Genomic DNA, 20,950 nt, shown 5'->3' with positions numbered 1-20,950 from the left:
CCCCAGTGCAAAAAGTATCTCCACGCCAGCCTTTCCAGGCCAATGCCGACGGACGCGCAAGCTATGCGTTCTATTGATGACCACATGCAAAAAGGCCGGCCACCCAGAGGTGACCGGCCTTCGTTCATCAAGAATCCTGGGCCTGAGCGGGCTGCCTCAGGTGCAGTCCCCTCTCATGCCAGCCTCCCCAGTCCTGCCAGCAGCTTGTCCAGCGTGATCGGGTAGTCGCGCACCCGAACGCCGGTGGCGTTGTGGATGGCATTGGCAATGGCTGCGCTCACGCCGCAGATACCCAGCTCGCCCACGCCCTTGGCTTTCATGGGCGAGGCCATGGGATCGACCTCGTCCAGAAAGATCACTTCCTGGTGCGGGATGTCGGCATGCACGGGCACCTCGTAGCCTGCCAGGTCATGGTTGACGAAATAGCCCAGTCGCGTGTCCACGGCCAGCTCTTCCATCAGGGCCGCTCCCACGCCCATGGTCATGGCGCCTATCACCTGGCTGCGGGCCGTCTTGGGGTTGAGGATGCGGCCGGCCGCGCAAACGGCCAGCATGCGGCGCACGCGGACCTCGGCGGTGAATGCGTCCACGGCGACCTCCACGAAGTGCGCGCCAAAGGTGGACTGCTGCATCTTCTTGTCGAGCATGCCGAATTCGATGGCGTCCTCGGCCGTCAGGTCGGCGTCGCCGGCAGCGCTGGCCAGGGCCCGGCGCTTGCCGCCCGCCTGCACATGCCCATCCGAGAATTCGGCCGTCGCCGGGTCCATGCCCAGCTTGCGCGCCACGGCCTCGCGCAGCTTCACGCAGGCGGCATAGACGCCGGAGGTGGCACTGGCCGCACCCCATTGCCCGCCCGAGCCGGCCGACACGGGAAAGCCGGAGTCGCCCAGCCGCACGCGCACCTGCTGCAGCGGCAGGCCCAGCATCTCGGCCGCCGTCTGGGCAATGATGGTGTAGCTGCCCGTGCCGATGTCGGTCATGTCGGTTTCGACGGTGAGCATGCCCTGCCTGTCCAGGCGCACGCGGGCGGCGGACTTCATCACAGGGGCGCCTCGGTAGGCACCGGCCATGCCCAGGCCGATCAGCCAGCGCCCTTCGCGTCGTTGGGCCGGCTCGGGATTGCGCTGGCTCCATCCGAAACGCTCGGCGCCCGTGCGCAGGCACTGCACGAATTCACGGCGGGAAAACGGCTTGTGCTCCTGGGCAGGGGTGCCCTCCTTCGCCTTGGGTTGCGGCTTCTTGCCGCTGTCCGGCACCACCTGGGTGTCGTTGCGGATGCGCAGCTCCACGGGATCGATGCCGAGCTTTTCCGCCAGCTCGTCCATGGCAACCTCCAGGGCCATGTGCCCCGTGGCCTCGCCGGGGGCGCGCATGGCATTGGCCTCGGGCAGGTCCAGCACGGCCAGGCGGGTGGCGGTCATGCGATGGGTGCTGGCATACATGCGGCGGGTCTGGTCCACGGCACCGTCCGCCGATCCTCCGGGCTGGTCGCCCGACCAGCTTTCGTGGCCGATGGCGGTGATCCTGCCGTCCTGCCCTGCCGCGATGCGCACACGCTGGATGGTGGCGGGGCGGTGCGTGGTGTTGTTGGCCATCAGTGGGCGCTGCAGTGCAACCTTGACGGGCCGGCCTGCCGCGCGCGCCCCCAGTGCGGCCAGCAGGGCATCGGCCCGCAGGAACAGCTTGCCGCCAAAACCGCCGCCAATGAATGGCGAGACCAGGCGCACCTTGTCCTTGGGAATGCCCAGCGTCCTTGCCAGCTCGCCCTGGCCCCAGGCAATCATCTGGTTCGAGGTCCATACCGTGAGCTGGTCGCCCTTCCATGCGGCCAGCGTGGCATGGGGCTCCATCATGGCGTGCGACTGGTCGGGCGTGGTGTATGTGGCGTCCACCTTCACGGGGGCAGAGGCGAAGGCGCCGTCGAAATCGCCAATGGCCGTATCCGGCGCATCGCCATTGATGCTGTCGGGTGGCACGGCGGAGTCCTTGGCCTTGGCCAGGTCATAGGCGCCAGCCACGGGCTCGTAGTCCACACGGACCAGTTGCGCGGCAGCGCGCGCCTGCTCGAAGGTCTCCGCCACCACCAGGGCCACGGCCTGGTGGTAGTGGGCCACCTGGGGGCCTGCCAGCAGCGGCGCGGTATTCATCTTGCCCTGGCCCAGCTTCCCAGCGGTCTGCGCGGTGACGATGGCGAGCACGCCGGGCGCGCGGCTTGCCTGCGCCAGCCCGATGCTGCGTATGCGGCCCTTGGCGATGGCCGAGCCCACCACATAGCCATAGGCCGGGTGCTGGACCACGTCATGCCGTTCATAGGCATACGGCGCCGTGCCGGTGGTCTTGAGCAGGCCGTCGATGCGGTTCATCGGCTGGCCGATGATTTTGAGCTGGTCAATCGGGTTGAGGGTTGCGGGGGTGTCGAATTTCATGGCGTCAGCTCCTTGCCTGATGCAGCACGGCGGCGAGGGTGCGCTCGGCCAGCGGGAGTTTGAAGGCGTTGTCCTGCGTGGGCCGGGCGCCCGCCAGCAGGCGGTCGGTGACGGCCTTGGCTCCCTGCGGCATCTGTGCTTCGGCAGCCTCCAGACGCCAGGGCTTGTGCGCCACGCCGCCCAGGGCCACTCGCCCGCTGCCGTCGCGCTGCACGATGGCAGCCACCGACACCAGCGCAAAGGCATAGGAGGCCCGGTCACGCACCTTGTGATAGATGTGCGTGCCGCCCGGCGGGGGCGGCAGGGTGACGGAGGTGATCAGTTCGCCGGCCTGCAAGGCCGTCTCTACATGCGGCGTGCTGCCGGGCAGCCGGTGGAAGTCGGCAATGGGGATGACGCGGGCCTTGCCGTCGGCGTGGATGGTTTCCACCGTGGCGTCCAGCGCGCGCAGCGCCACGGCCATGTCGCTGGGATGGGTGGCAATGCAGGCCTCGCTGCCGCCTATCACCGCATGCTGGCGGCTCACGCCGGCAATGGCCGAACAGCCGCTGCCCGGCACACGCTTGTTGCACGGCATGTTGGTGTCGTAGAAATACGGGCAGCGTGTGCGCTGCAGCAGGTTGCCGCCTGTGGTCGCCATGTTGCGCAATTGGCCGGAGGCGCCGGCCACCAGGGCGCGGGTCAGCACGCCGTAGTCGCGCCGCACGCGCGCATGGGCGGCCAGGTCGCTGTTGCGCACCAGCGCGCCTATGCGCAAGCCGCCTTGTGCGGTGGGCTCCACGGTGTCCATGCCGGTGCCGTTCAAATCGACCAGATGCACGGGGGTTTCTATCTGCAGCTTCATCAGGTCCAGCAGATTCGTGCCCCCGGCAATGAAGCGGGCGCCCGGCCGGGCCGCCACGGCGGCGGCGGCCTGCGCGGGGGATTGGGCGCGTTCGTAGGTGAAGGCAATCATGTGCGCCCCTCCCCCGCCACTTCGGTGATGGCATCGACGATGTTGGAATACGCCCCGCAGCGGCACAGGTTGCCGCTCATGCGTTCACGCAGTTCATGGGCCGACACCAGGGGCTGGGCCACGATGTCTTCGCTGGCATGGCTGGGCATGCCGCGTTTGATTTCATCGAGCACGCCCACGGCAGAACAGATCTGCCCCGGCGTGCAGTAGCCGCACTGGAAACCGTCGTGCCGCACGAAGGCGGCCTGCATGGCGTGCGGGGATTGCGGTGTGCCAAGACCTTCGATGGTGGTCACGGCGGCGCCCTGGTTCATCACGGCCAGGCTCAGGCAGGACACCACGCGCCGGCCATTGACCAGCACCGTGCAGGCCCCGCACTGGCCATGGTCGCAGCCTTTCTTGGTGCCGGTCAGGTGCAGATGCTCGCGCAGGGCGTCGAGCAGCGTGGTGCGGGTGTCCAGGTCCAGGCGGTGTTCCTTGCCGTTCACCTGCAGGGTGACGGGCAGTTGGACCCCTTCGGGGATGGAGGGAGGCTGCACTTGCGCGCCGGCCGATCGAGGCACGGCCGTTGCCGCAGCCGTGGAGGCACCTGCAATCAGCAGGTCCCTGCGCGAAACGGAAAGCTGGGTGTTGTGTTCCATGGGGCGTCCATCGTGTTGGCTCGTTCGTGGGGCGTGCACACTGCTGCGAACCCGCCGCTCCAAGCATCGGTTCGGGACGCGTCTCGGGTTGTAGGTGATGGTCCAACGTCCGGGACATCGGGTTGTCCGATGACGGATCAGCGCATGCAGACGTGCGAGGGCCCCCGGCCCATGCAAAGGCAGCGCCAGCAAGGCGCCCCAGCCTTTGCCGATGTGCCCTGCCCCGGCTTTGTCCCGGCTTTGCCCCAGCGATGGGCCTAGGCCGCAGGCGGCACGTCGCCGCGCTGCATGCGCTCGAAGGCCTTGTCGATTTCCTCGGAGCGTATGGCGCCCGCAGCCGGCACGGGACGGCCCGCGCGCTGGGCGTCGATCTGCTCCTGCATGCGCGTGGCCACCTGCATCAGCACGCGGTGCAGGCCCAGCTGCTGGCGGCGGGCCTGGTCCAGGTGCGTGACCACGGGCTCCAGGGACTGGGTCAGCGACCGGGTCAGCAGTTGGCCCAGCATGTGGACCAGGGCCTGACGTTCCTGGGCGGCCTGTACCTCCGAAAGGGTGCTGGCCTGGGTGCCGACGGGCTCGCTGGCCGCCCTTTGCGCCATCAGCTCGCGTATGCCGTGCAGCGAGTCGCCTGCGGCGCTTTGCGTCTGCAGCAGCCGGGCCAGCAGTGCCTGCAGCGCTTGCAGGAGCTGGGACTGTTCGGCGGCGCCTTCCTGCATCGCCTGCTGCTGGGGCTGGGCCACCGACTGGGCCACCTCGCGCGTGGCGGCGACCAGGTCGACCAGCTGCGCCGTCACGCGCGTGGCAGCGTCGGCATTGGCGCCGCCTGCGGCCTGGCGGCGCAGGAACTGCTGGCGTATCTGCTGCCAGCGGGCGCTGTCCTCGTCGCTCATGTGGCCGCGCAGCTCGGCGAGCTTGAGCAGGTTCTCCTCGGCGCCCGTGGTCAGCATCTGCGCTTCGCCCTGGTAGTGGTCGGCCAGCATCTGCTGCATTTCCTGGTCGTTCATCACGGGCGTGATCTTCTCGGCCAGCTTGTTCATGTTGCGGTAGCTGCCCTGCAGCCGGAAGGCCGGCTCGGTGCGGTAGCCGTCGTCCTGCGCGGCGCTCTGGATGTACTGCTGGTTGACCTTGAACACCAGTTCACGCACCTGCACCATGCGGGCCAGCACGGCCTCGATCTCGCGCAGCTCGGCCGATGAATAGTCGTGCGACAGCGCATTGCCCGAGACCTCCCGGCCCTGCGCCTTGTCCAGCAGCAGGTACAGGTCCTGCAGGCTGCGCGTGGCCATCGGCGCCAGCACGGCGTTCGAGGTCATGCTGTTTTCGATGTAGCTGAGCTTGAACACCTCCTGCATGCCGCCCAGCACATCGCCCAGGTTGTAGATGTCGGCACGGTTGGCCAGCATGTCGGGGATCTTGAAGACCTCCCCCGACTCGGTGTACGGATTGCCCGACATGACCACGCAAAAGCGCTTGCCGCGCATGTCGTGGGTGCGGGTCTGGCCCTTCCACACGCCCTCGATGCGGCGCGTGCCGTCCGACAGCGAGATGAATTTCTGCAGGAACTCGGGGTGCGTGTGCTGTATGTCGTCGATGTACAGCATCACGTTGTTGGCCATCTCCAGCGCCAGGTTAAGCTTTTCCAGCTCCTTGGCCGCCGTGGCGTCCGGCGCCTGGGCCGGGTCCAGCGAGCGCACGGAGTGGCCCAGCGCCGGGCCGTTGATCTTCATGAAGATCAAGCCCAGCCGGTTGGCCACGTACTCCATCAGCGTGGTCTTGCCGTAGCCGGGCGGCGAGATCATCATCAGCAGGCCCATCTGGTCGGTGCGCTTGTTCTCTCCGGCCACGCCGATCTGCTTGGCCAGGTTGTCGCCGATCACGGGCAGGTAGATCTCGTTGATGAGCCGGTTGCGCACAAAGGACGACAGCGGCCGGGCCTTGAATTCCTCCACCCGCACGCGCGAGCGCCAGTCCTGCAGCAGCTGCTGGCGCAGCGCCTGGTAGCGGCCGAATTCGGGAACAAAGGTACGGAAATGGCGCGCAGCGCGCTGGCCCAGGTCGTCGATCTGCAGCCACATGCGGCCGTCCGCAATGCGCGGATGCTGGCCCAGCAGGCCCGGCACTTCGTGGCGCAGGTCCACGCTGCTGACCTTGCAGGGCAACTGGCCGGCACAGCACAGCCAGGCGGCGGCCTCGCCACAATAGGCCAGCCAGGCCTGCCCTTGCCCGCCGTCCAGCGCGCGGCAGGCGGTCTGCAGCCAGTGCAGCGCGCTGCGCCAGCGCTGGTCCAGCGGCGCCACGGCCTTGTCGCGCCGGTCCTCGCCCTGCCAGTAGGCCTGCATTTCTTCCCAGCGCTGCAGCGGCTGGGCCTGCTGCTGCACGGCGGCCTGCAGCGCGGCAATGGCCGACTGGCTGTAGCTGGAGAAGGAAAAGCGCACGGCCTTTTGCGCCAGCTCGGCCTGCAGGTAGTCGGCGGCGCCGTGGATCAGGCTGTCGATATCGCTGTCTGCGGGCGCCGCCTGTCCTGGCAGCAGGTCGCGCAGCAGGCCCCGTTCTTCGGCATAGGCGCGCAGGCGCTCGGAGATGTCGGTGCGCAGGCTCAGCTGTTCGGCCTCGCTGCCGAACATCTGCTGCATGGCCTGCGCCTGCTGGGCACGCAGCGGCCACTGCGCCATGGCGGCAACCAGCTGCGGCTGCTGCACCTGGGCCTGTGCGCTCCAGAACAGCAGGGCCAGCGCACGGGCGTCGGGCGCAAAGCGCAGCACGCCGGCGGCATCGCGCAGGGGCAGCAGCACCTGCAGGATGCGGGCCGCATCATGGTCGTGGATGCCGCGCTCATAGCCTTCGCGGTAGCGCGGCGCGGAGAATTCGCGGATGGCCTGGGTCAGCGCCGCCTCGTCGGGCAGCAACTGGGCCAGCCGGGCCTCGCTCCAGCCGTCACGGCGCTGGCGCGCGGCCAGCACCACTTCCAGGGCCAGGTATTCGCCCCGGTAGAACTGCGGCGATTCGGCCGGCGTGGAAGCATCCCAGTAGGCCTGCAGGGCGGCCAGTTCCGGGTTGTCCATGGGCTCGAAATACTCGGTGCCGACCAGGTGCAGGAACAGTTCGCCGTTGCGCGGCAGCAGGGTCAGGTCCAGCTCCTGGTTCCCCACGCTGAAGCGGTGGCGGCCCAGGCGGATGATGGCGCCGTCGCCTTCGTACAGTTCGGTGCGGTCCTGCAGCGCGCGAAACGCCTGGTCGCGCAGGTTCTTGACGCGGCCGTCGATGTCGTCGGCCTTGACCGGGTCATGCAGTTGCTCGCGCAGGCGCTGGGCCAGCTCCTTGAGCTTGCCGATCAGCGGATCGCCCGCAAAAAAAGCATGTAGGGCATCGGCGCTGGCCAGTTTTTCGGTGCGCTTGGGCAGGCTCTGCACGATGCGCAGCGCCGCGTCCAGCACGCCCTGCGCCTTGCGCTGGCGCTCGTCCTGCAGCGACTGGCGGCGCGCCTCGAAGCTCTCCAGCACCTCCTCGCGCTTGGCCATGATGTCGCCGAGGAACTGCTCGTGCTCGCCGAAGCGGCTTTCGATTTCCTCCAGCTGCACCAGCAGGCGCGCCAGCTGCTCGTCGCATTTCTCGGGCGTCTGCGCCAGGCCCAGGGCGCTGACGATGCTTTGCGAGAACAGCGCCAGCTGGGCTGCGAACTGGGCCACGTTCTCGGCGCCGCCCAGACCAGACCGGCGCTGCTCGGTGCGTGCACGCACCTGGTTCAGGCGCGCGTAGACGGCCGAGATGCGATCCACCACCTGGGTGCGCTGCGTGGCGTCGTCAATGGACAGGCTGCCCATGAGCTCGGACAGCATGTCCAGCGCAGCCGCCATGTCGGCCATGCGCGCCAGCGGCTCGTTGATCTGCGCCACCGTGGCTGCCGCCTGCGCGGCCTGGTCCAGTGCCTGCAGCTGGTCGGCATAGGGCTGCATGGCCTCGTCGGTGGCAATGAAGGCGGCCGTGCGCTGGGAGACTTCGGCCTGGGCCTCGTTGACGCCCCGCACCATGGTGTCGATGGCGGCCTGGTCCACATAACGCAGGTCGCGCGTGGCCATGAGCTGGCCGCGCAACTGGCCCAGCTGGGTGAGCGCGTCCACGTACTCGCCAATGCTTTTCCAGTCGGCCAGCCGCAGTGTCTTGAGCAACTGGCCGTGGCGGCCGGAAACCTCGCCCATGGCCTTGGCCGAGGCGTTGCGGATGCTCTCGACCTTTTCGTACTCGTCGATGACCGCATCACCCGTGGCGACGATGCCCAGCAGGGTCTCGTGCACGCCCTTGAGCTGCGGCGCGCCCAGCCAGTGGTAGCGCTCGAACAGGCGGCGCGCTGCGTCGATCAGGCGCTCGTAGCGCGGCAGCGAGACCTCGGTGGCCGCGATTTCCTTGCGCACGCTGTACAGGTCGGAGATGCCGCTGACCAGCTCGGCATTGCCGATGCGGCCCAGGAAGCTGTCGCGCTGCGGCTGGCGTGCCGCATAGTCGTCCGAGGCGAAGGGCGTGCGCCAGACCTGCATGGGGTGCACGCGCGAGGCCTCGTTGCTCTCGGCCGCGAAGATGACGACGCGCCCGTCGTCCATGCGCGCATAGCCGTGGCCGATGATGGGCGGCTGCAGCGCGCGCTCGATCAGGTTGTACTTGAACAGCGCCATGCGCCCGCTCTCGGGCTCGTAGAACACGTAGAGCACATCCTCGCCGTTGGGCGAGCGGATGCTGCGCCGGTAGCGCATGCCCTGCATGTTCTGCTCGAACGAGCGGTTCTCGCCGCTTTGCAGGTAGTAGCCGCCGGGGAAGATGATGCCGTGGTCCTGCGGCAGCTGGATGCAGGCCGCGCCGATGGCGTCCATGCGCAGCACCTGGCGCGACAGGGTGTTGAAGATCAGGTAGCGCCACTGCTCTTCGCGGTAGGGCAGGATCTTCAGCAGGATCAGGCTGCCGACGGCGGCGTACTCGAACACGGCGTCGTCCAGCGACTGGTTCTTCTCCTGCACGGGCTCGCTGTAGATGCCCAGTCCGTCGTTGGTGTTGTTCTCGACCTTGATGGTCAGCGTGCCGCCCAGCGTCTCGACGAAGACCTTGTCCAGCACGTTGATGTGCGGGTGGCGCCCCTGCACCAGTTGCTCGCGCCCGGCGCGCTGCCACTCGAAGTCATGCGGTGCGGGCAGCTCGATGTCGCGCTCGCCCCGGTTGTCTATGTAGCGGATGGGCTGGCCATCGACGGGCACGGACCAGCGGAATACGCGCACATCGGACAGGCGCTCGCCAATCTGAAAGCTCGCCAGCAGCTTGCCGTCGCGCACGGCCAGCTGCATCAGCCGGGTGTTCTTGTAGTAGGCGTACAGCTCCTGGAAGTCCTGCACGAAGCTCTGTATGCCCAGAAAGCTGTCCTTGAGATCGACCGGCGTGACCTCGTAGCCCTGCTCTCCCTCGTGCAGGCGGTACAGCACGAACACGTCTTCCACGCGCGTGGACTGCTTCAGGCCCATGAAGACGTTGTAGCCAAACAGCAGGTAGCCGCCGACCTGGGCGATGTCGCGGCCCAGGCAGTTGTTTTCGGTGCGCACGCGCATGCGCCCGATGACTTCCATCTGGCTGCGGCCGAATTCCTCCAGCCGCTCCTCGTTGAGCTGGCGTGCCAGCGTCTCCAGTGCCTGCCCCTGGCCGTCAAGGCGCTTGGCCAGCACTTCGTAGGAGCCGCCGCTGGCGACTGCCTGGTCCACGGCGGAGGCCGCGGTGTCGGGGGACAGGGACTGTGAGGACGATGGGGACGGTTGGGACATGGGCGTCACGGGCTTTCGCGTGTCAGGGACCATTCACGCCCTCCCCGGCCAGCTGACTGGCAGGCAGGCGGGCGGAGGAAGGCGGATGCGGGAGGCTGGGCAGCCGGTGGAGGGAGCGGCCGGGCGGCCGCCCCGTTCAGTCGACCCTCTGCGTGGGCGGCAGGCCCTTGCCGTCGCCCAGCGCGTTCAGCAGCGATGCGCCGCCCTTGCCGCTGAGGAACTTGCTGATCAGGTCCTGCACGATGGGGCTCTTGCCCGCCACGCCTTCCACGGCCTTGCCCACGGACAGCGCCTTGGCGAAGTTGTCGAAGAAGGCTCCCTCGCCACCCACGATGTCGATGTTGGCCTTGCTGAGCGCGGCCGACAGCACCTCGGACTGGTCCTTGGCCACGCTCTTGTTGGCCTCGATGGCGGCCAGCGCCTGCTCGAAGTTCTTCTCCAGCTGCATGCGGAACTCCTCATGCGAGCGCGCCTGGTCGGACAGCGAGGCCAATGCGGTGAACTTCTCGGTCAGGCCCTTGGCCTCGGCGAAGAGCTTGTCGCGCAGCACATCGGCCTCGGACATGCCAACGTCGCGGGTGACCGTGGCCTTGGTGGCGCCCACCTGGGCTTCGCCGCGCGCCTGGGCCAGCAGGCGTTCTTCCAGCACCTTGGCATCGGCCAGGCCCTGCTTTTCGTTGGCGTCGGCCGTGGCCTCGATGACGCGCGCCTCGGCCAGGCCCTTTTCCTGATGGCCCTTGGCTTCGGCCATCAGCTTCTCGGCAATCACGCGGGCCTGGGCCAGGCCTTCCTTTTCCAGGGCGGCGGCGGTGACTTCGCGCACCTTGGCATCGGCCAGGCCGGGCGCGGCGCGCTCGACCTCGATGGCCTCGGCCAGCTTCTTCTTGGCTTCGGCGGTCTTGCTGGCCGCTTCCAGCTCGGCCTGGGCCATGGTCGTGACTTCCACGGCCTTGTGGCGCGAGGAAGCCTCTTCGGCCTCGGCCTTCTTGACCTGGCGCACCATGTCTTCCTCGGCCTGGGCCTGGGCGGTCAGCACGGTGACCTGCTTCATGCGCTCGGCCTCGGAGACCACGCGCACTTCCTTGATGCGTTCCTCTTCCTGGGCCACGGACTTCTCCACCACCACGCGCTCGCGCACCACGTTGGCGATGTTGGCCTTCTCGACCTCGATGGCCTTTTCCTTCTCGATGCGCTGCAGCTCCACCTCGCGCTGGCGGGCCACGATCTCCAGCTCCTTGGCGCGCGTGACCTTCTCGACCTCGATCACCACGGCACGCTCACGGTTTTGCTGGGCCACGGCCACTTCGCGCTGGCGGTTTTCCTCGCGGATGTCCAGCTGCTCCTGGGTCTGGATGCGCGCCTGCTCGGCCTTCAAGCGCTCTTCTTCCTGCACCTTCTGGGTTTCGGCCTGCTCGCGGGCCTGGATGGTGGCGATCTCGCGCTTTTGGCGCGCCTCGGCATCGGCCTGCTGGCGCTCCAGCGCCAGCATGGCTTCCTTGGTCTCCACGTTCTTCTTGGTGATGGCCAGGTCGGAGTTGCGCTCCAGTTCGTTGGTGACGATGTTCTGGTTGGCCGTCAGCTCGGTGATCTTGCGGATGCCCTCGGCATCCAGAATGTTGTTGGGGTCCAGCGAGGACTTGGGCGTCTGCTCCAGGTAGTCGATGGCCACGTCTTCCAGCACATAGCCGTTGAGGTCGTTGCCGATGACATGGATGATCTGGTCGCGGAAATCCTGGCGGTTCTCGAACAGCTTGACGAACTCGATCTGCTTGCCCACGGTCTTGAGCGCTTCGGAGAACTTGGCGTTGAACAGCTCGTTGACGGCCGTCTTGTCCGAGGCCCGGTCCACGCCGATGGCCTTGGCCACCTTGAGCACGTCTTCCGCCGTTTCATTGACGCGCAGGTAGAAGGCCACGGTGATGTCGGCGCGCATGTTGTCGCGGCAGATCAGGCCTTCCTTGCCGCGCCGGTCTATCTCCAGCGTCAGCAGCGAGATCTGCATGAATTCCTTCTTGTGGATCACCGGCAGCACCAGGCCGCCCGTGAACTTGACCTTGGGCTGCGACGTGGTGTCGTTGATGATCAGCGCCGTGCCCTGCGGAACCTTGATGTAGAAGGCCTTGACCAGGGCGAACAGCCCGAGGATGACGACGAAGACGGAACCGATCACCACCCCGGCGACGATGTACCACTCCATGTTGCTCATGTTCATGCGAATCTCCCCTGTGAATTGCTATCTGTGAAAACGCTGAAAAAACGGAAAGGCCGCGCCCGCCGAACGGACGCTCGAGCCTTGTGGGAATACCGGAACTAGCGCGGCAGCTCGGTGCCGTCGAACTCGGCCTTGCTGACCACGCGCCAGGCGTTGTGCTCGGGCAGGTGCTCGATGAGCACGATCTCGGTGCCCCGGCCCAGTGCGCGCTCGGGCGAGCGCATCTGCACGTTCAGGCCTGCGCCGCCGTCCTCGACACTGCCGTAGCCCTGCGTGCCGTCCACCACGGCGCTGCGCACCAGGCCGGTGCGGCCCAGCAGCACCTTGGGCTCCTCTGCAGGCGCCACCTTGTTGACGATGCCCCGCAGCGGGCGCAGCAGCAGCACGGTGGCGGCAAAGCCCAGCACCATGGCTGCCGCTGCCACCAGGGAGCCGGTCAGCAGGTTCACCAGGGTCCAGCCCTGGGGCATGGGCACGAAATGGCACAGCACATACGAGGCCAGCCAGGACATCAGGAACAGCGCGGTGAGGATGACCGTGAGCGGAATGCCGCCCAGGCCCACCTTGAGCAGCAGCCCGGCCAGCGCGCTGACCGAATGCTCCACGCCGTGCGCATGGTCGCTGCCGTCGAACAGCACCCAGTGGTCCAGCGAGTCCACCTCCAGCAGGCCCAGCATGGCGATCAGCCAGTACAGCAGCATGAACAGCAGCAAGGCGCCAAAGATGAAAGTCGGAAAGCCAAACGCGTATTGCAGGAACGCAGACATGTTTTTCCCCTCCCCTCAAATCCGGCAGCCGAGGCGGCAGGCCTGGCAGTGCCTGCCTGGACAACGGCCGCGCATCAAGCGTTTTTTCCGCCAGTTGCGGCGCGCTGCGCCTTCAGGCGTTCCAGCACCGATTGCGCATTGCCCGCCTGGGGCGTGATGCCGGCAGCGCGCAGCTTGGCATCCAGCGCGTCTTCGCTGCTGTCGCGCGCCAGCTCGGCCGCGCTTTCCATGCGCGCACCGCGCTCGGCCTGCTTTTGCTTGATGCGCTCCAGAGAATCCAGCGCGCTTTGCACGCGCGTCTGCGAGCCTGCGTAGCGGCCGGCCACCGTGGCCTGGGCGCGCTGCACGCTTTCCGTGGCCTTGACCGTGTCGGCCTGCTGCTTGAGGCGCTTGATATGCGTTTGCGCCGTCTGTATGGCCACGCGCAGCTGCTCCACGCTTTGCGTGTAGGCGTCCAGCTGGGATTGCTCCTCGTCGCGCTGTGTCTCCAGCACGGAGACCTTGCCGGCAACTTCCAGCGCCAGCGCCTCGTCACTGGTGTCCAGCGCCTTGACGGCATAGCCCTCGTACTCGGCAATGCGTTCCTGGGTCTGCTTGAGCTTGCCGGCCGCCAGCTTTTGCTTGGCCATGATGTCGGCCAGCGCTTCCTTGGACTTGTTCAGGTCGCTGTCGGCATCGCGGATTTCCTGGTCCAGGATGCGCAGGGCCTGGCTGTCGGTCACCGCCTCGCCGGCCTCGTGGGCGGCGCCGCGCAACGCTGTCACCAGCTTGTTCCAGATGGTCATGATGATCTCCTAGGGGCTCAGTGTCTTCAACGGGCGGGGCTTCAGGCCTGCGCGGATGCGGGTGCGGGTGCGGATGTGGGTGCGGGCAACGGCGTCAGGTAGTGGGCCAGCGCCTCGGTGGCCTGGATGACGCTGTCGGCCAGGGTCAGGATCTCGGCAATGATGTCGCCCTCGCTGCTGCTGGCGTGCAGGGCGGCGAACATTACATAGCCCTCGCCGCCATGGGCTTGGGGTTCCAGCGCCATCGTGGTGAAGGGAAACAGTTTTTGCAGGCGCAGCATCTGCTCGTTGAGACCGGCGCGGTCGTGCACCTGGTCGGCGGGCCACAGAAAGGCCTCCACCACCAATTGGTCGCCCGAAAGCGCCACATGCACGGGCAGATCGCCGAATTCGGGCAGGCTGACCAGCAAACTTGCGTCTGCGCCTTCCAGCACCTCGATATGGAGCCGGCCGCCCTGCACCAGTGCCGATTGCTGCAGATCGCCCGCCAAGGCGTGAATATCCCGATATGCCTGTCTGCTGTTGTCCATGCCGCCCTCCTTGTGGATGAGAACCATTGATTCCGGTTGCAATCCCGGCATGCGCATTTGCTTTTCCAATTGCTGCAATGCCGCGCCGTACTCTGGAAGAATCCAGACCTCCTTTTTCACCAGCCCCTGTTCGCGCAGCCGTTGCCGGTGCAGGCGCTGGTAATGGGCTGATGTCTTTTGTTCCATGCGGATACCATAGCGGTCATTACATGTGATGTCTACATGTAATGGAGATCAATTTGTAAACGGATATGTAAACCGAGTGGCGCAATGGCCGGCTTTGCGCAGGCCCCGACCCGGCCTTTGCGTTCTGGTAAATCGCCATCAAGAATTCGTTTTTTCTACCGAAAACCATTTATCAACAAATTTCCCTATCAACCAAGGGAGCGCCCAGGCGCGGACTGCTTCGGCGGCGGTGCAGGGCTGCGAAGGCACTGCACAATGGCCGCTGTCGCAGGCAGATCCGGCCCTTGGCTGCCTGGCGCACGCTACGGAAACCTCTGCATGCCCGCCTTCAGGCTCTCACTTCGCACGGCAGTCACAGCCCCCTTCATAGCGGTGTTCGTGGTCACGGCCGGGCTATTGGCGGCATGGCAGCAGCGCCAGGTGGACCAACTCATCAACCGCGAAAGCCTGCGGCTGCTCGACTCCCTGTCCACCACCACGCGCCACCAATTGGCCGATTACCTGGAGACCCCGCTGCGCGTGCAGCAGGCCCTGGCCGAGACCGTGGCCCGGCAGGCGCTCTACACCCCCGGCGACCTGCGTCCCATCTATGGCTATCTGGCGCGCTCATTCACCGAGCTGTATGCCCAGCACCACCAGATCAGCCTGTTGAGCTTTGGCGGCGCACAAGGTGAATACACGGGGGTGCGGCTGGAGCCTGATGGCCGCTACCGCCTGATTCTTCAGGACCGCAGCACCCAGGGCGCCCTGCAGATCTTCGAGGGGCTGGAGCCCGGCCCGCCCATGTCCAGCCTTGCCGGCTACGACCCCCGCGTGCGCCCCTGGTACCAGCCTGCCATCCACAAAGACGGCCCGCACTGGTCGCCCATCTACACGGTGACTGGCGACCGGGGCGACACCACGATTTCCGCATCCACGTCCGTGCGGGTGTCCGGCCAGCTGGCCGGCGTGGTGGCCGCCGATGTGCGGCTGAGCAGCATGAACCGCTTTCTGCGCGACGAGCCCTTGCGTGGCAACGGCCATATCGCCGTGGTCGACGCACAGGGCTACATGGTGGCGCACTCGTCCGAGCTGTCGGTGCTGAAACGGCGCGAAGGCCCCTATGACCCACCCGTGCGCCTGCGGCTGTCCGAAAGTCCCGATCTTGCGCTGCGCAGCCTGGCCGCCCTGTTGCCTGCGCATCTGAGCGCGGATTCATCGGCGCCAGCGGGCCCCGAGAACACCATCAACCTGAGCTTCAAGGAACAGGGGCAGATCTACCACGGCCAGGTCACCGCATTCCACGATGGACGCGGCATCGACTGGCGGATCCTGGTGCTGCAGCCCGAATCCGATCTGGTCAGCAGCATGCGGGCGGACAGCCGACATGCGCTGGTCCTCGCTTTCGGCCTGGCCTTGCTGGGACTGGGGCTGGGCGTGTGGTGCCTGCGCCGGGCGCTGCGCCCCCTGGCGGTGACGGCCGATGCGGCCAACCGCCTGGCCAAGGGCGACTGGAGCGCGGTAGGGGCACTGCCGGATACGTCCCTGGTCGAGACATCGTCCCTGGTTTCGGCCTTCCACAACATGGCGCAGCGGCTGCAGGAATCCTTCGAGCACATGCGCACCCTGCTGCAGTACGACAGCCTGACGCAGCTGCTCACGCGCGCCGGCCTGATCGAGCAGGCCGATGCGGCGGCAGCCGCCAACACGCCCTGCCCTGCCGCGCTGTGCCTGCTGGAGCTGCAGAATTTCCGCAGCGTCCGCGACGATGTGGGCCACGGCACGGGCGAGCAGCTGCTGCGGGCCGTGGCCGAGCGGCTGCGCAACCACCATCTGCAGTTTCCTGCCCTGCTGGCGCGCACGGCCAGCAACGAGTTCGCCATGCTGTGGCTGCATGACTGCACGCCGCAGCAGATGCAGGACAAATGCCGCCATCTGCTGGAAATCTTCGACCAGCCATTTTCCGTGGGCAAGGACGACATCGTGCTGCGCGCCTGCGCGGGCGCCGTCAGCGGCGAGCTGCTGCCGGGCGCGCTGCCCGAGTGGCTGCGCAACGCCAGCATTGCGCTGGGTGAGGCGCAGCGCGGCTCGCACCCGTTCCTGCTGTTCGAGCCCAGCCTGGCGCAGAAGATGCTGGGCCGCACGCAGCTGGCCATGGAGCTGCGCCAGGCGCTGGAGCGCAACGAGCTGCGCGTGTTCTACCAGCCCGTGGTGGACCTGGCCACGGGCAGCATGGTCGGCGCCGAGGCCCTGGTGCGCTGGAACAGCCCGACGCGCGGCATGGTGCCGCCCGGCGTCTTCATTCCGGTGGCCGAGGAGTCGGACCTGATCCTGAGCGTGGGCGAATGGGTGCTGCGCACGGCGGCGCACGACATCGCCTCCCACCTGCCCCGGCTGCCCGCCGACTTCGAGCTGCACGTCAACATGTCGGCACGCGAGCTCATCCAGTCCGACTTCGCCTCCACGCTGGAGCAGGCACTGGCCACCAGCGGCCTGCCCGCCCGGTTGCTGACCCTGGAGCTGACGGAGTCCATGCTGCTGGACGACAGCGACGCCACGCTGCAGCGCATTGCCGCCATCCGCGCGCTGGGCGTGAAGATCGCCATTGACGACTTCGGCACCGGCTACTCCTCCCTTGCCTATCTCAGCCGCCTGCGCTTTGACTGCATCAAGATCGACCAGAGCTTCGTCGGCCAGTTGCCGGAGTCCGAATCCGACAAGTCCATCGTGACCGCCGTGCTGCGCATCGCCCAGGGCTTTGGCGTCAAGGTCGTGGCCGAAGGCGTGGAGGAGCAGGCCCAGGCCAGGCTGCTGCACGCGCTGGGCTGCGAGCATGCACAGGGCTATCTGTTCGAGCGGCCGGTGCCGCTGGCGCAGATGCTGGAGTACCGATCTCCCTGGCACGAGTGAACCACCAGTGAGACGCTGACGAGCCGCTGGTGATCCACTGCTGCCTTGTGGTGCCCTGCCTGTCGGCTTTGGCTGACGTGTGTCGCTTGCATGATCCGGTGCACATGCAGGTGCAATCCACGAAACAATCGGCGCCTGTTCCAGCCTCCCGCCTTCCATGACGCCCACCTATTCCGAGAGCCAGCCGCCCCCGCCCCGTCTGGACCCCGCCGGCCCCATCCACCTGATCGTGCCCCTGCGCCCAGGCGCCGACCTGGAACAGCTGCGCGCCCGCCTCACCAGCGTGCCCGCGCTGCAGCAGCGCAGCGTGCAGTGGCATGTGCCTGGCGCACGCGCCGACATCGTGCACCTGGCCGCCCGCGCCGTGGACAGGGCCAGCCAGGATGGCGGCCTGGTCGTGGCCGCCGGCGGTGACGGCACCATCAATGCGGTGGCCGCCGCAGCCTGGGCGCGGGGCGTGCCCATGGGCGTGGTTCCGCTGGGCACCTTCAACTACTTCGCCCGCGAGCAGGCGCTGTCGCTGGACCCCGCCCAGGCCGTGCAGGACATTCTTCAGGCATTGCAGGCCGGCCAGATGCGGCCCGTGAACGTGGGCCTGGTCAACGAACGGCTGTTTCTGGTGAACGCCAGCCTGGGCCTGTACCCGCGCCTGCTGGACGAACGCGAGCGCGCGTCCACACGCTTTGGCCGCACGCGGCTGGTGGCCATTGCGGCCTCCATCTGGAGCATTCTTCGCGGTGGCAGCGCGCGCCGCTGGCGCATCGCCCTGCGCTCTGACCGCCAGGCGCCGCTGCAGCAGCAGGAGCACCTGGCCAGCACACTGTTCGTGGGCAACAACCCGATGCAGCTGGAGCGCGTGGGCATTGCCGAAGCCCGCGCCGTGGCCGACGGCCAGCACCTGGCCGCCGTGCTGCTGCTGCCGCAGGCCAGCGAGGCCCCGGCGCGCGTGGTCTGGAATGCCGTGTTGGGACGGCTGGCGCAGGACGATGCGGTGGCCAGCCTGGCCTGCACCGAGCTGGTGGCAGAGCCCGCAGGTCGGCGCCCGCGGCGCCTGAAGGTGGCCTTTGATGGCGAGCGCGAATGGATGGCCCCGCCCATTCGTTTTCGCCTGGGCGATAAGCCGCTGTGGCTGGTCGTGCCGGGCGAGGCCGGGCCCTCCTCCTGATCATCAAGGGACAAGGAACGCCCATGGCTTTGCTCATGCATATGTCGGACCTGCATTTCGGCGCCCACGATCCGGCCGTGTGCGCCGCCGCGGCAAGACTGGCCGCACGTCTGCCCGTGGCGCTGCTGGTGGTCTCCGGCGACCTGACCCAGCGTGCCACGGCCGCGCAGTTTGCCCAGGCGCGCGAGTTTCTCGATGCCCTTCCCGTACCGCGCCGCCTGGTTGTGCCGGGCAACCACGATCTGCCGTTGCTTGCCTGGTGGGAGCGACTGGGCGGCCATGCCCATGATCGCTACGCCCGCTGGATCAGTGCCGAACTGCAGCCCTGGTGCGCAGAACAGGGCTTTTGCGTGATTGGCGTGGACACCACGCGCTGGTGGCGCCACCAGCGCGGCAGCCTGTCGGTCAGCCAGATTCGGCAGGTGGCCCAAAGGCTGGCGCAGGCCAGCCCTGGCGACTGGCGCATTGTGGTCGGCCACCACCCGCTGGCAGCCGCCCATGCGCAGGACCGCAGCCACCGCCCGCACCGCGCGGCAACGGCCCTGGCGGCCTGGCGCGACGCCGGAGCGCAGTTGGTGCTGTCAGGCCATGGACATGACCCCGGCCTGGTCCAGCCGCTACCGGGGCTGTGGGCGGCGCAGGCGGGCACTGCGGTATCGCTGCGGCTGCGCGCGCATGCGCCCAACAGCCTTTTCACGCTGGAGCAGCAGGAGGACTCGGCTGGACAGGGCCCGGCCTGGCGCCGAGAGCTCACGCGCTGGGACTATTCACGGCAGGCGGATGAATTCCTGCCCGTGCAAAAGCATGTTCTGGACCCGCCGCAGGCCTCCACCCGCTGAACGCGCGCAAGCCTTGCTCTGGCGTTCTTTGTTGTATTGCACAATCCACAACCTCGGCTCCACGCAGGCGGCGGCAGAAAAGTTTGCATGCTGTCCTACGCGATGGCCGCCCGAGGGTGTGGATGATCAGCCCTCGTCAATGCTGCTTTTTTGATAGCAGCATGATGCACTGCAACAAAGAGATATGCGAATCCTGTACGTTGAAGACAATGCCGACCTGCGCGAAACCATTGGCCTGCTGATGGAGAGCGAATCACGCTTCGTGACCAGTTGCGCCACCGCCGAGCAGGCCCTGGAACTGGATGCGGCCCAGCCTTTCGACGTGGTGGTTTCCGATGTCAGCCTGCCCGGCCTGTCAGGCACCGACCTGGCGCGGCAGCTGCTGGAGGCCGATGCGCAGCGCTGGATCATCCTGTGCTCCGGCTACGACCTGGGCCCCTACCCCACGGCCTGGGGCCCCCATGTGCGGACCCTGCTCAAGCCCTTCGAAATCGAGGACCTGGAGACGCTGCTGGACTCCATCCAGGAAGCGCTCGGCAACCCAGCCCACTGAAGCGTTCGCGCTTTCGCGCCCCCCGGCTCCCGCCGTCACAGCACGGCCTTGGAGCCTCCCACCGCCGCCTCGCGCGGCAACTCCACCCTGAAGCTGGTCACTCCGTCGGCGGAGCGCACATCGATGCGCCCGCCGTGCGAACGCACGATCTGGTGCGCAATGAACAGCCCCAGGCCCAGTCCCTGGTGCTGGCCGGGCCGGCGTTCACCACCGCGAAACGGGTTGAACAGCGTGGGCAGCAGTTCGGCGGGAATGGTGCCGCCGTTGCGCACCGTGATGGACACGCGATCGTCCTGGCGGCCATCGGCCGTCACCTGCACCGGCTGCGCGGGATCTCCGTGGTGCATGGCATTGCCCAGCAGGTTGGTCAGCACCTGGCACAGGCGTTCGCCATCCCAGATACCTTCCAGATTGCCCAGCATCTCGCTTTCCAGGCGCCGCTCCGGGAAGCCCGTCTCCACCTCCTGCAGCGTGCGCTGCAGCAGCGTCTGCAGGCTGGCCGGCTGAGGCGACAGCGGCAGGCCTTCTGCCTGGCGGATGCGGGTCACGTCCAGCAGATCCTCGATCATGCGCGACATGCGCTGGCTGCTGCTGAGCATGCGCTCGGCCATGTTGGCCACCTTGCCGGGATCGGGCTGGCGCGTGAGCACGGTGGCCGCCGCCTTGATGGACTGCAGCGGCGTACGCAGGTCGTGGCTGAGCACGGCCATGAACATCTCGTTGATGCGCAGCGCCTCGGTGCGCTCCTGCAGCTGCTGGGCCAGCGCCTGCTTGCGCTGGTGCAGCTCGAAGAACACGTTGGCCTTGGTGGTCAGCATGTGCGGGTCGATGGGCTTGTACAGAAAGTCCACGGCGCCGCTTTCGTAGCCGCGGAATTGCCAGTTGTGCTCGCGCGAGCCGGCCGTCATGAAGATGAGCGGGATGTGGCGCGTGCGCTCGCTGCCGCGTATCAACTCGGCCAGTTCGAAGCCGTTCATCTCGGGCATCTGCACGTCCAGCAGGGCCAGCGCCACATCGCCATGGTCGAGCAAAAGCTCCAGCGCCTCGGGGCCGGAATGCGCCTTGAGGAACTCGATGCCGTCGCGCTGCAGCAGCGCTTCGATGGCGATCAGATTCTCGGCAATGTCATCGACGATCAGGCATTTGACGCGATCTGTTTGGGACATGGATTCTCTCTCGGTATTTTGTCTGGTGGGAGCGCGCTGAA

The 20,950-nt window shown here is 67.2% G+C and carries 13 protein-coding genes; 4 read left to right on the top strand and 9 right to left on the bottom strand.

Features of this window, described 5'->3' with window-relative positions:
• Positions 1–173: 173 nt before the first annotated feature.
• From paoC to LGR64_RS10845, 8 genes are all read right to left on the bottom strand, one after another.
• A complete protein-coding gene (paoC, locus tag LGR64_RS10880) occupies positions 174–2,426 on the bottom strand; it encodes an aldehyde oxidoreductase molybdenum-binding subunit PaoC (protein WP_230355416.1) in 2,253 nt (750 codons plus the stop codon).
• 4 nt (positions 2,427–2,430) lie between these two features.
• The gene (locus LGR64_RS10875) at positions 2,431–3,381 is read right to left on the bottom strand and encodes an FAD binding domain-containing protein (RefSeq protein ID WP_230355415.1); all 951 of its coding nucleotides are present in this window, start codon (positions 3,379–3,381) and stop codon (positions 2,431–2,433) included.
• Positions 3,378–4,022, bottom strand: a complete 645-nt coding sequence (gene paoA / locus LGR64_RS10870; RefSeq protein WP_013802387.1) for an aldehyde dehydrogenase iron-sulfur subunit PaoA — start codon at positions 4,020–4,022, stop codon at positions 3,378–3,380. Before paoA ends, LGR64_RS10875 begins: the two co-directional genes overlap by 4 nt.
• Positions 4,023–4,279: 257 nt before the next feature.
• Entirely contained in the window at positions 4,280–9,817 is a 5,538-nt protein-coding gene (locus tag LGR64_RS10865) for a DNA repair ATPase (protein ID WP_230355414.1), read from the bottom strand.
• 136 nt (positions 9,818–9,953) lie between these two features.
• Positions 9,954–12,029, bottom strand: coding sequence for a hypothetical protein (locus LGR64_RS10860; RefSeq protein ID WP_012205645.1), 2,076 nt, complete (start codon positions 12,027–12,029; stop codon positions 9,954–9,956).
• Positions 12,030–12,127: 98 nt separating this feature from the next.
• Complete coding sequence (locus LGR64_RS10855; protein WP_013802385.1) at positions 12,128–12,796, bottom strand: hypothetical protein; 669 nt, start codon at positions 12,794–12,796, stop codon at positions 12,128–12,130.
• A 74-nt stretch (positions 12,797–12,870) separates the two neighbouring features.
• Entirely contained in the window at positions 12,871–13,581 is a 711-nt protein-coding gene (locus tag LGR64_RS10850; protein ID WP_012205647.1) for a PspA/IM30 family protein, read from the bottom strand.
• A gap of 41 nt (positions 13,582–13,622) precedes the next feature.
• Positions 13,623–14,111, bottom strand: coding sequence for a YjfI family protein (locus LGR64_RS10845; RefSeq protein WP_230355413.1), 489 nt, complete (start codon positions 14,109–14,111; stop codon positions 13,623–13,625).
• A gap of 441 nt (positions 14,112–14,552) precedes the next feature.
• Here LGR64_RS10845 and LGR64_RS10840 point away from each other — a divergent pair, with 441 nt between their 5' ends.
• The 4 genes from LGR64_RS10840 (at position 14,553) to LGR64_RS10825 (ending at position 19,743) form a co-directional block, all read left to right on the top strand.
• Positions 14,553–17,186, top strand: coding sequence for a bifunctional diguanylate cyclase/phosphodiesterase (locus tag LGR64_RS10840; protein WP_141831962.1), 2,634 nt, complete (start codon positions 14,553–14,555; stop codon positions 17,184–17,186).
• A 157-nt stretch (positions 17,187–17,343) separates the two neighbouring features.
• The gene (locus LGR64_RS10835; RefSeq protein WP_088164715.1) at positions 17,344–18,351 is read left to right on the top strand and encodes a diacylglycerol/lipid kinase family protein; all 1,008 of its coding nucleotides are present in this window, start codon (positions 17,344–17,346) and stop codon (positions 18,349–18,351) included.
• Positions 18,352–18,374: 23 nt separating this feature from the next.
• Entirely contained in the window at positions 18,375–19,190 is an 816-nt protein-coding gene (locus LGR64_RS10830; protein WP_141831960.1) for a metallophosphoesterase family protein, read from the top strand.
• A 184-nt stretch (positions 19,191–19,374) separates the two neighbouring features.
• Entirely contained in the window at positions 19,375–19,743 is a 369-nt protein-coding gene (locus tag LGR64_RS10825) for a response regulator (RefSeq protein WP_012205652.1), read from the top strand.
• 35 nt (positions 19,744–19,778) lie between these two features.
• Here the strand turns inward: LGR64_RS10825 and LGR64_RS10820 are convergent, their stop codons facing one another.
• The gene (locus LGR64_RS10820) at positions 19,779–20,909 is read right to left on the bottom strand and encodes a hybrid sensor histidine kinase/response regulator (RefSeq protein ID WP_034393830.1); all 1,131 of its coding nucleotides are present in this window, start codon (positions 20,907–20,909) and stop codon (positions 19,779–19,781) included.
• Positions 20,910–20,950: the final 41 nt, after the last annotated feature.

The organism is Delftia sp. Lp-1 (assembly GCF_020523835.1).
Taxonomy (GTDB): Bacteria; Pseudomonadota; Gammaproteobacteria; order Burkholderiales; family Burkholderiaceae_C; genus Comamonas; species Comamonas acidovorans.
This window is presented reverse-complemented; position numbering and strand designations above follow the sequence as displayed.

What these genes read in the sequence shown, in the direction of transcription:
- LGR64_RS10835 (WP_088164715.1), top strand. Translation starts at nt 17,344, where the DNA reads ATGACGCCCACCTATTCCGAGAGCCAGCCGCCCCCGCCCCGTCTGGAC.
- LGR64_RS10830 (WP_141831960.1), top strand. Translation starts at nt 18,375, where the DNA reads ATGGCTTTGCTCATGCATATGTCGGACCTGCATTTCGGCGCCCACGAT.
- LGR64_RS10865 (WP_230355414.1), bottom strand. Translation starts at nt 9,817, where the DNA reads ATGTCCCAACCGTCCCCATCGTCCTCACAGTCCCTGTCCCCCGACACC.
- LGR64_RS10855 (WP_013802385.1), bottom strand. Translation starts at nt 12,796, where the DNA reads ATGTCTGCGTTCCTGCAATACGCGTTTGGCTTTCCGACTTTCATCTTT.
- paoC (WP_230355416.1), bottom strand. Translation starts at nt 2,426, where the DNA reads ATGAAATTCGACACCCCCGCAACCCTCAACCCGATTGACCAGCTCAAA.
- LGR64_RS10825 (WP_012205652.1), top strand. Translation starts at nt 19,375, where the DNA reads ATGCGAATCCTGTACGTTGAAGACAATGCCGACCTGCGCGAAACCATT.
- LGR64_RS10850 (WP_012205647.1), bottom strand. Translation starts at nt 13,581, where the DNA reads ATGACCATCTGGAACAAGCTGGTGACAGCGTTGCGCGGCGCCGCCCAC.
- LGR64_RS10840 (WP_141831962.1), top strand. Translation starts at nt 14,553, where the DNA reads ATGGCCGCTGTCGCAGGCAGATCCGGCCCTTGGCTGCCTGGCGCACGC.
- LGR64_RS10820 (WP_034393830.1), bottom strand. Translation starts at nt 20,909, where the DNA reads ATGTCCCAAACAGATCGCGTCAAATGCCTGATCGTCGATGACATTGCC.
- LGR64_RS10845 (WP_230355413.1), bottom strand. Translation starts at nt 14,111, where the DNA reads ATGGACAACAGCAGACAGGCATATCGGGATATTCACGCCTTGGCGGGC.
- paoA (WP_013802387.1), bottom strand. Translation starts at nt 4,022, where the DNA reads ATGGAACACAACACCCAGCTTTCCGTTTCGCGCAGGGACCTGCTGATT.
- LGR64_RS10860 (WP_012205645.1), bottom strand. Translation starts at nt 12,029, where the DNA reads ATGAACATGAGCAACATGGAGTGGTACATCGTCGCCGGGGTGGTGATC.
- LGR64_RS10875 (WP_230355415.1), bottom strand. Translation starts at nt 3,381, where the DNA reads ATGATTGCCTTCACCTACGAACGCGCCCAATCCCCCGCGCAGGCCGCC.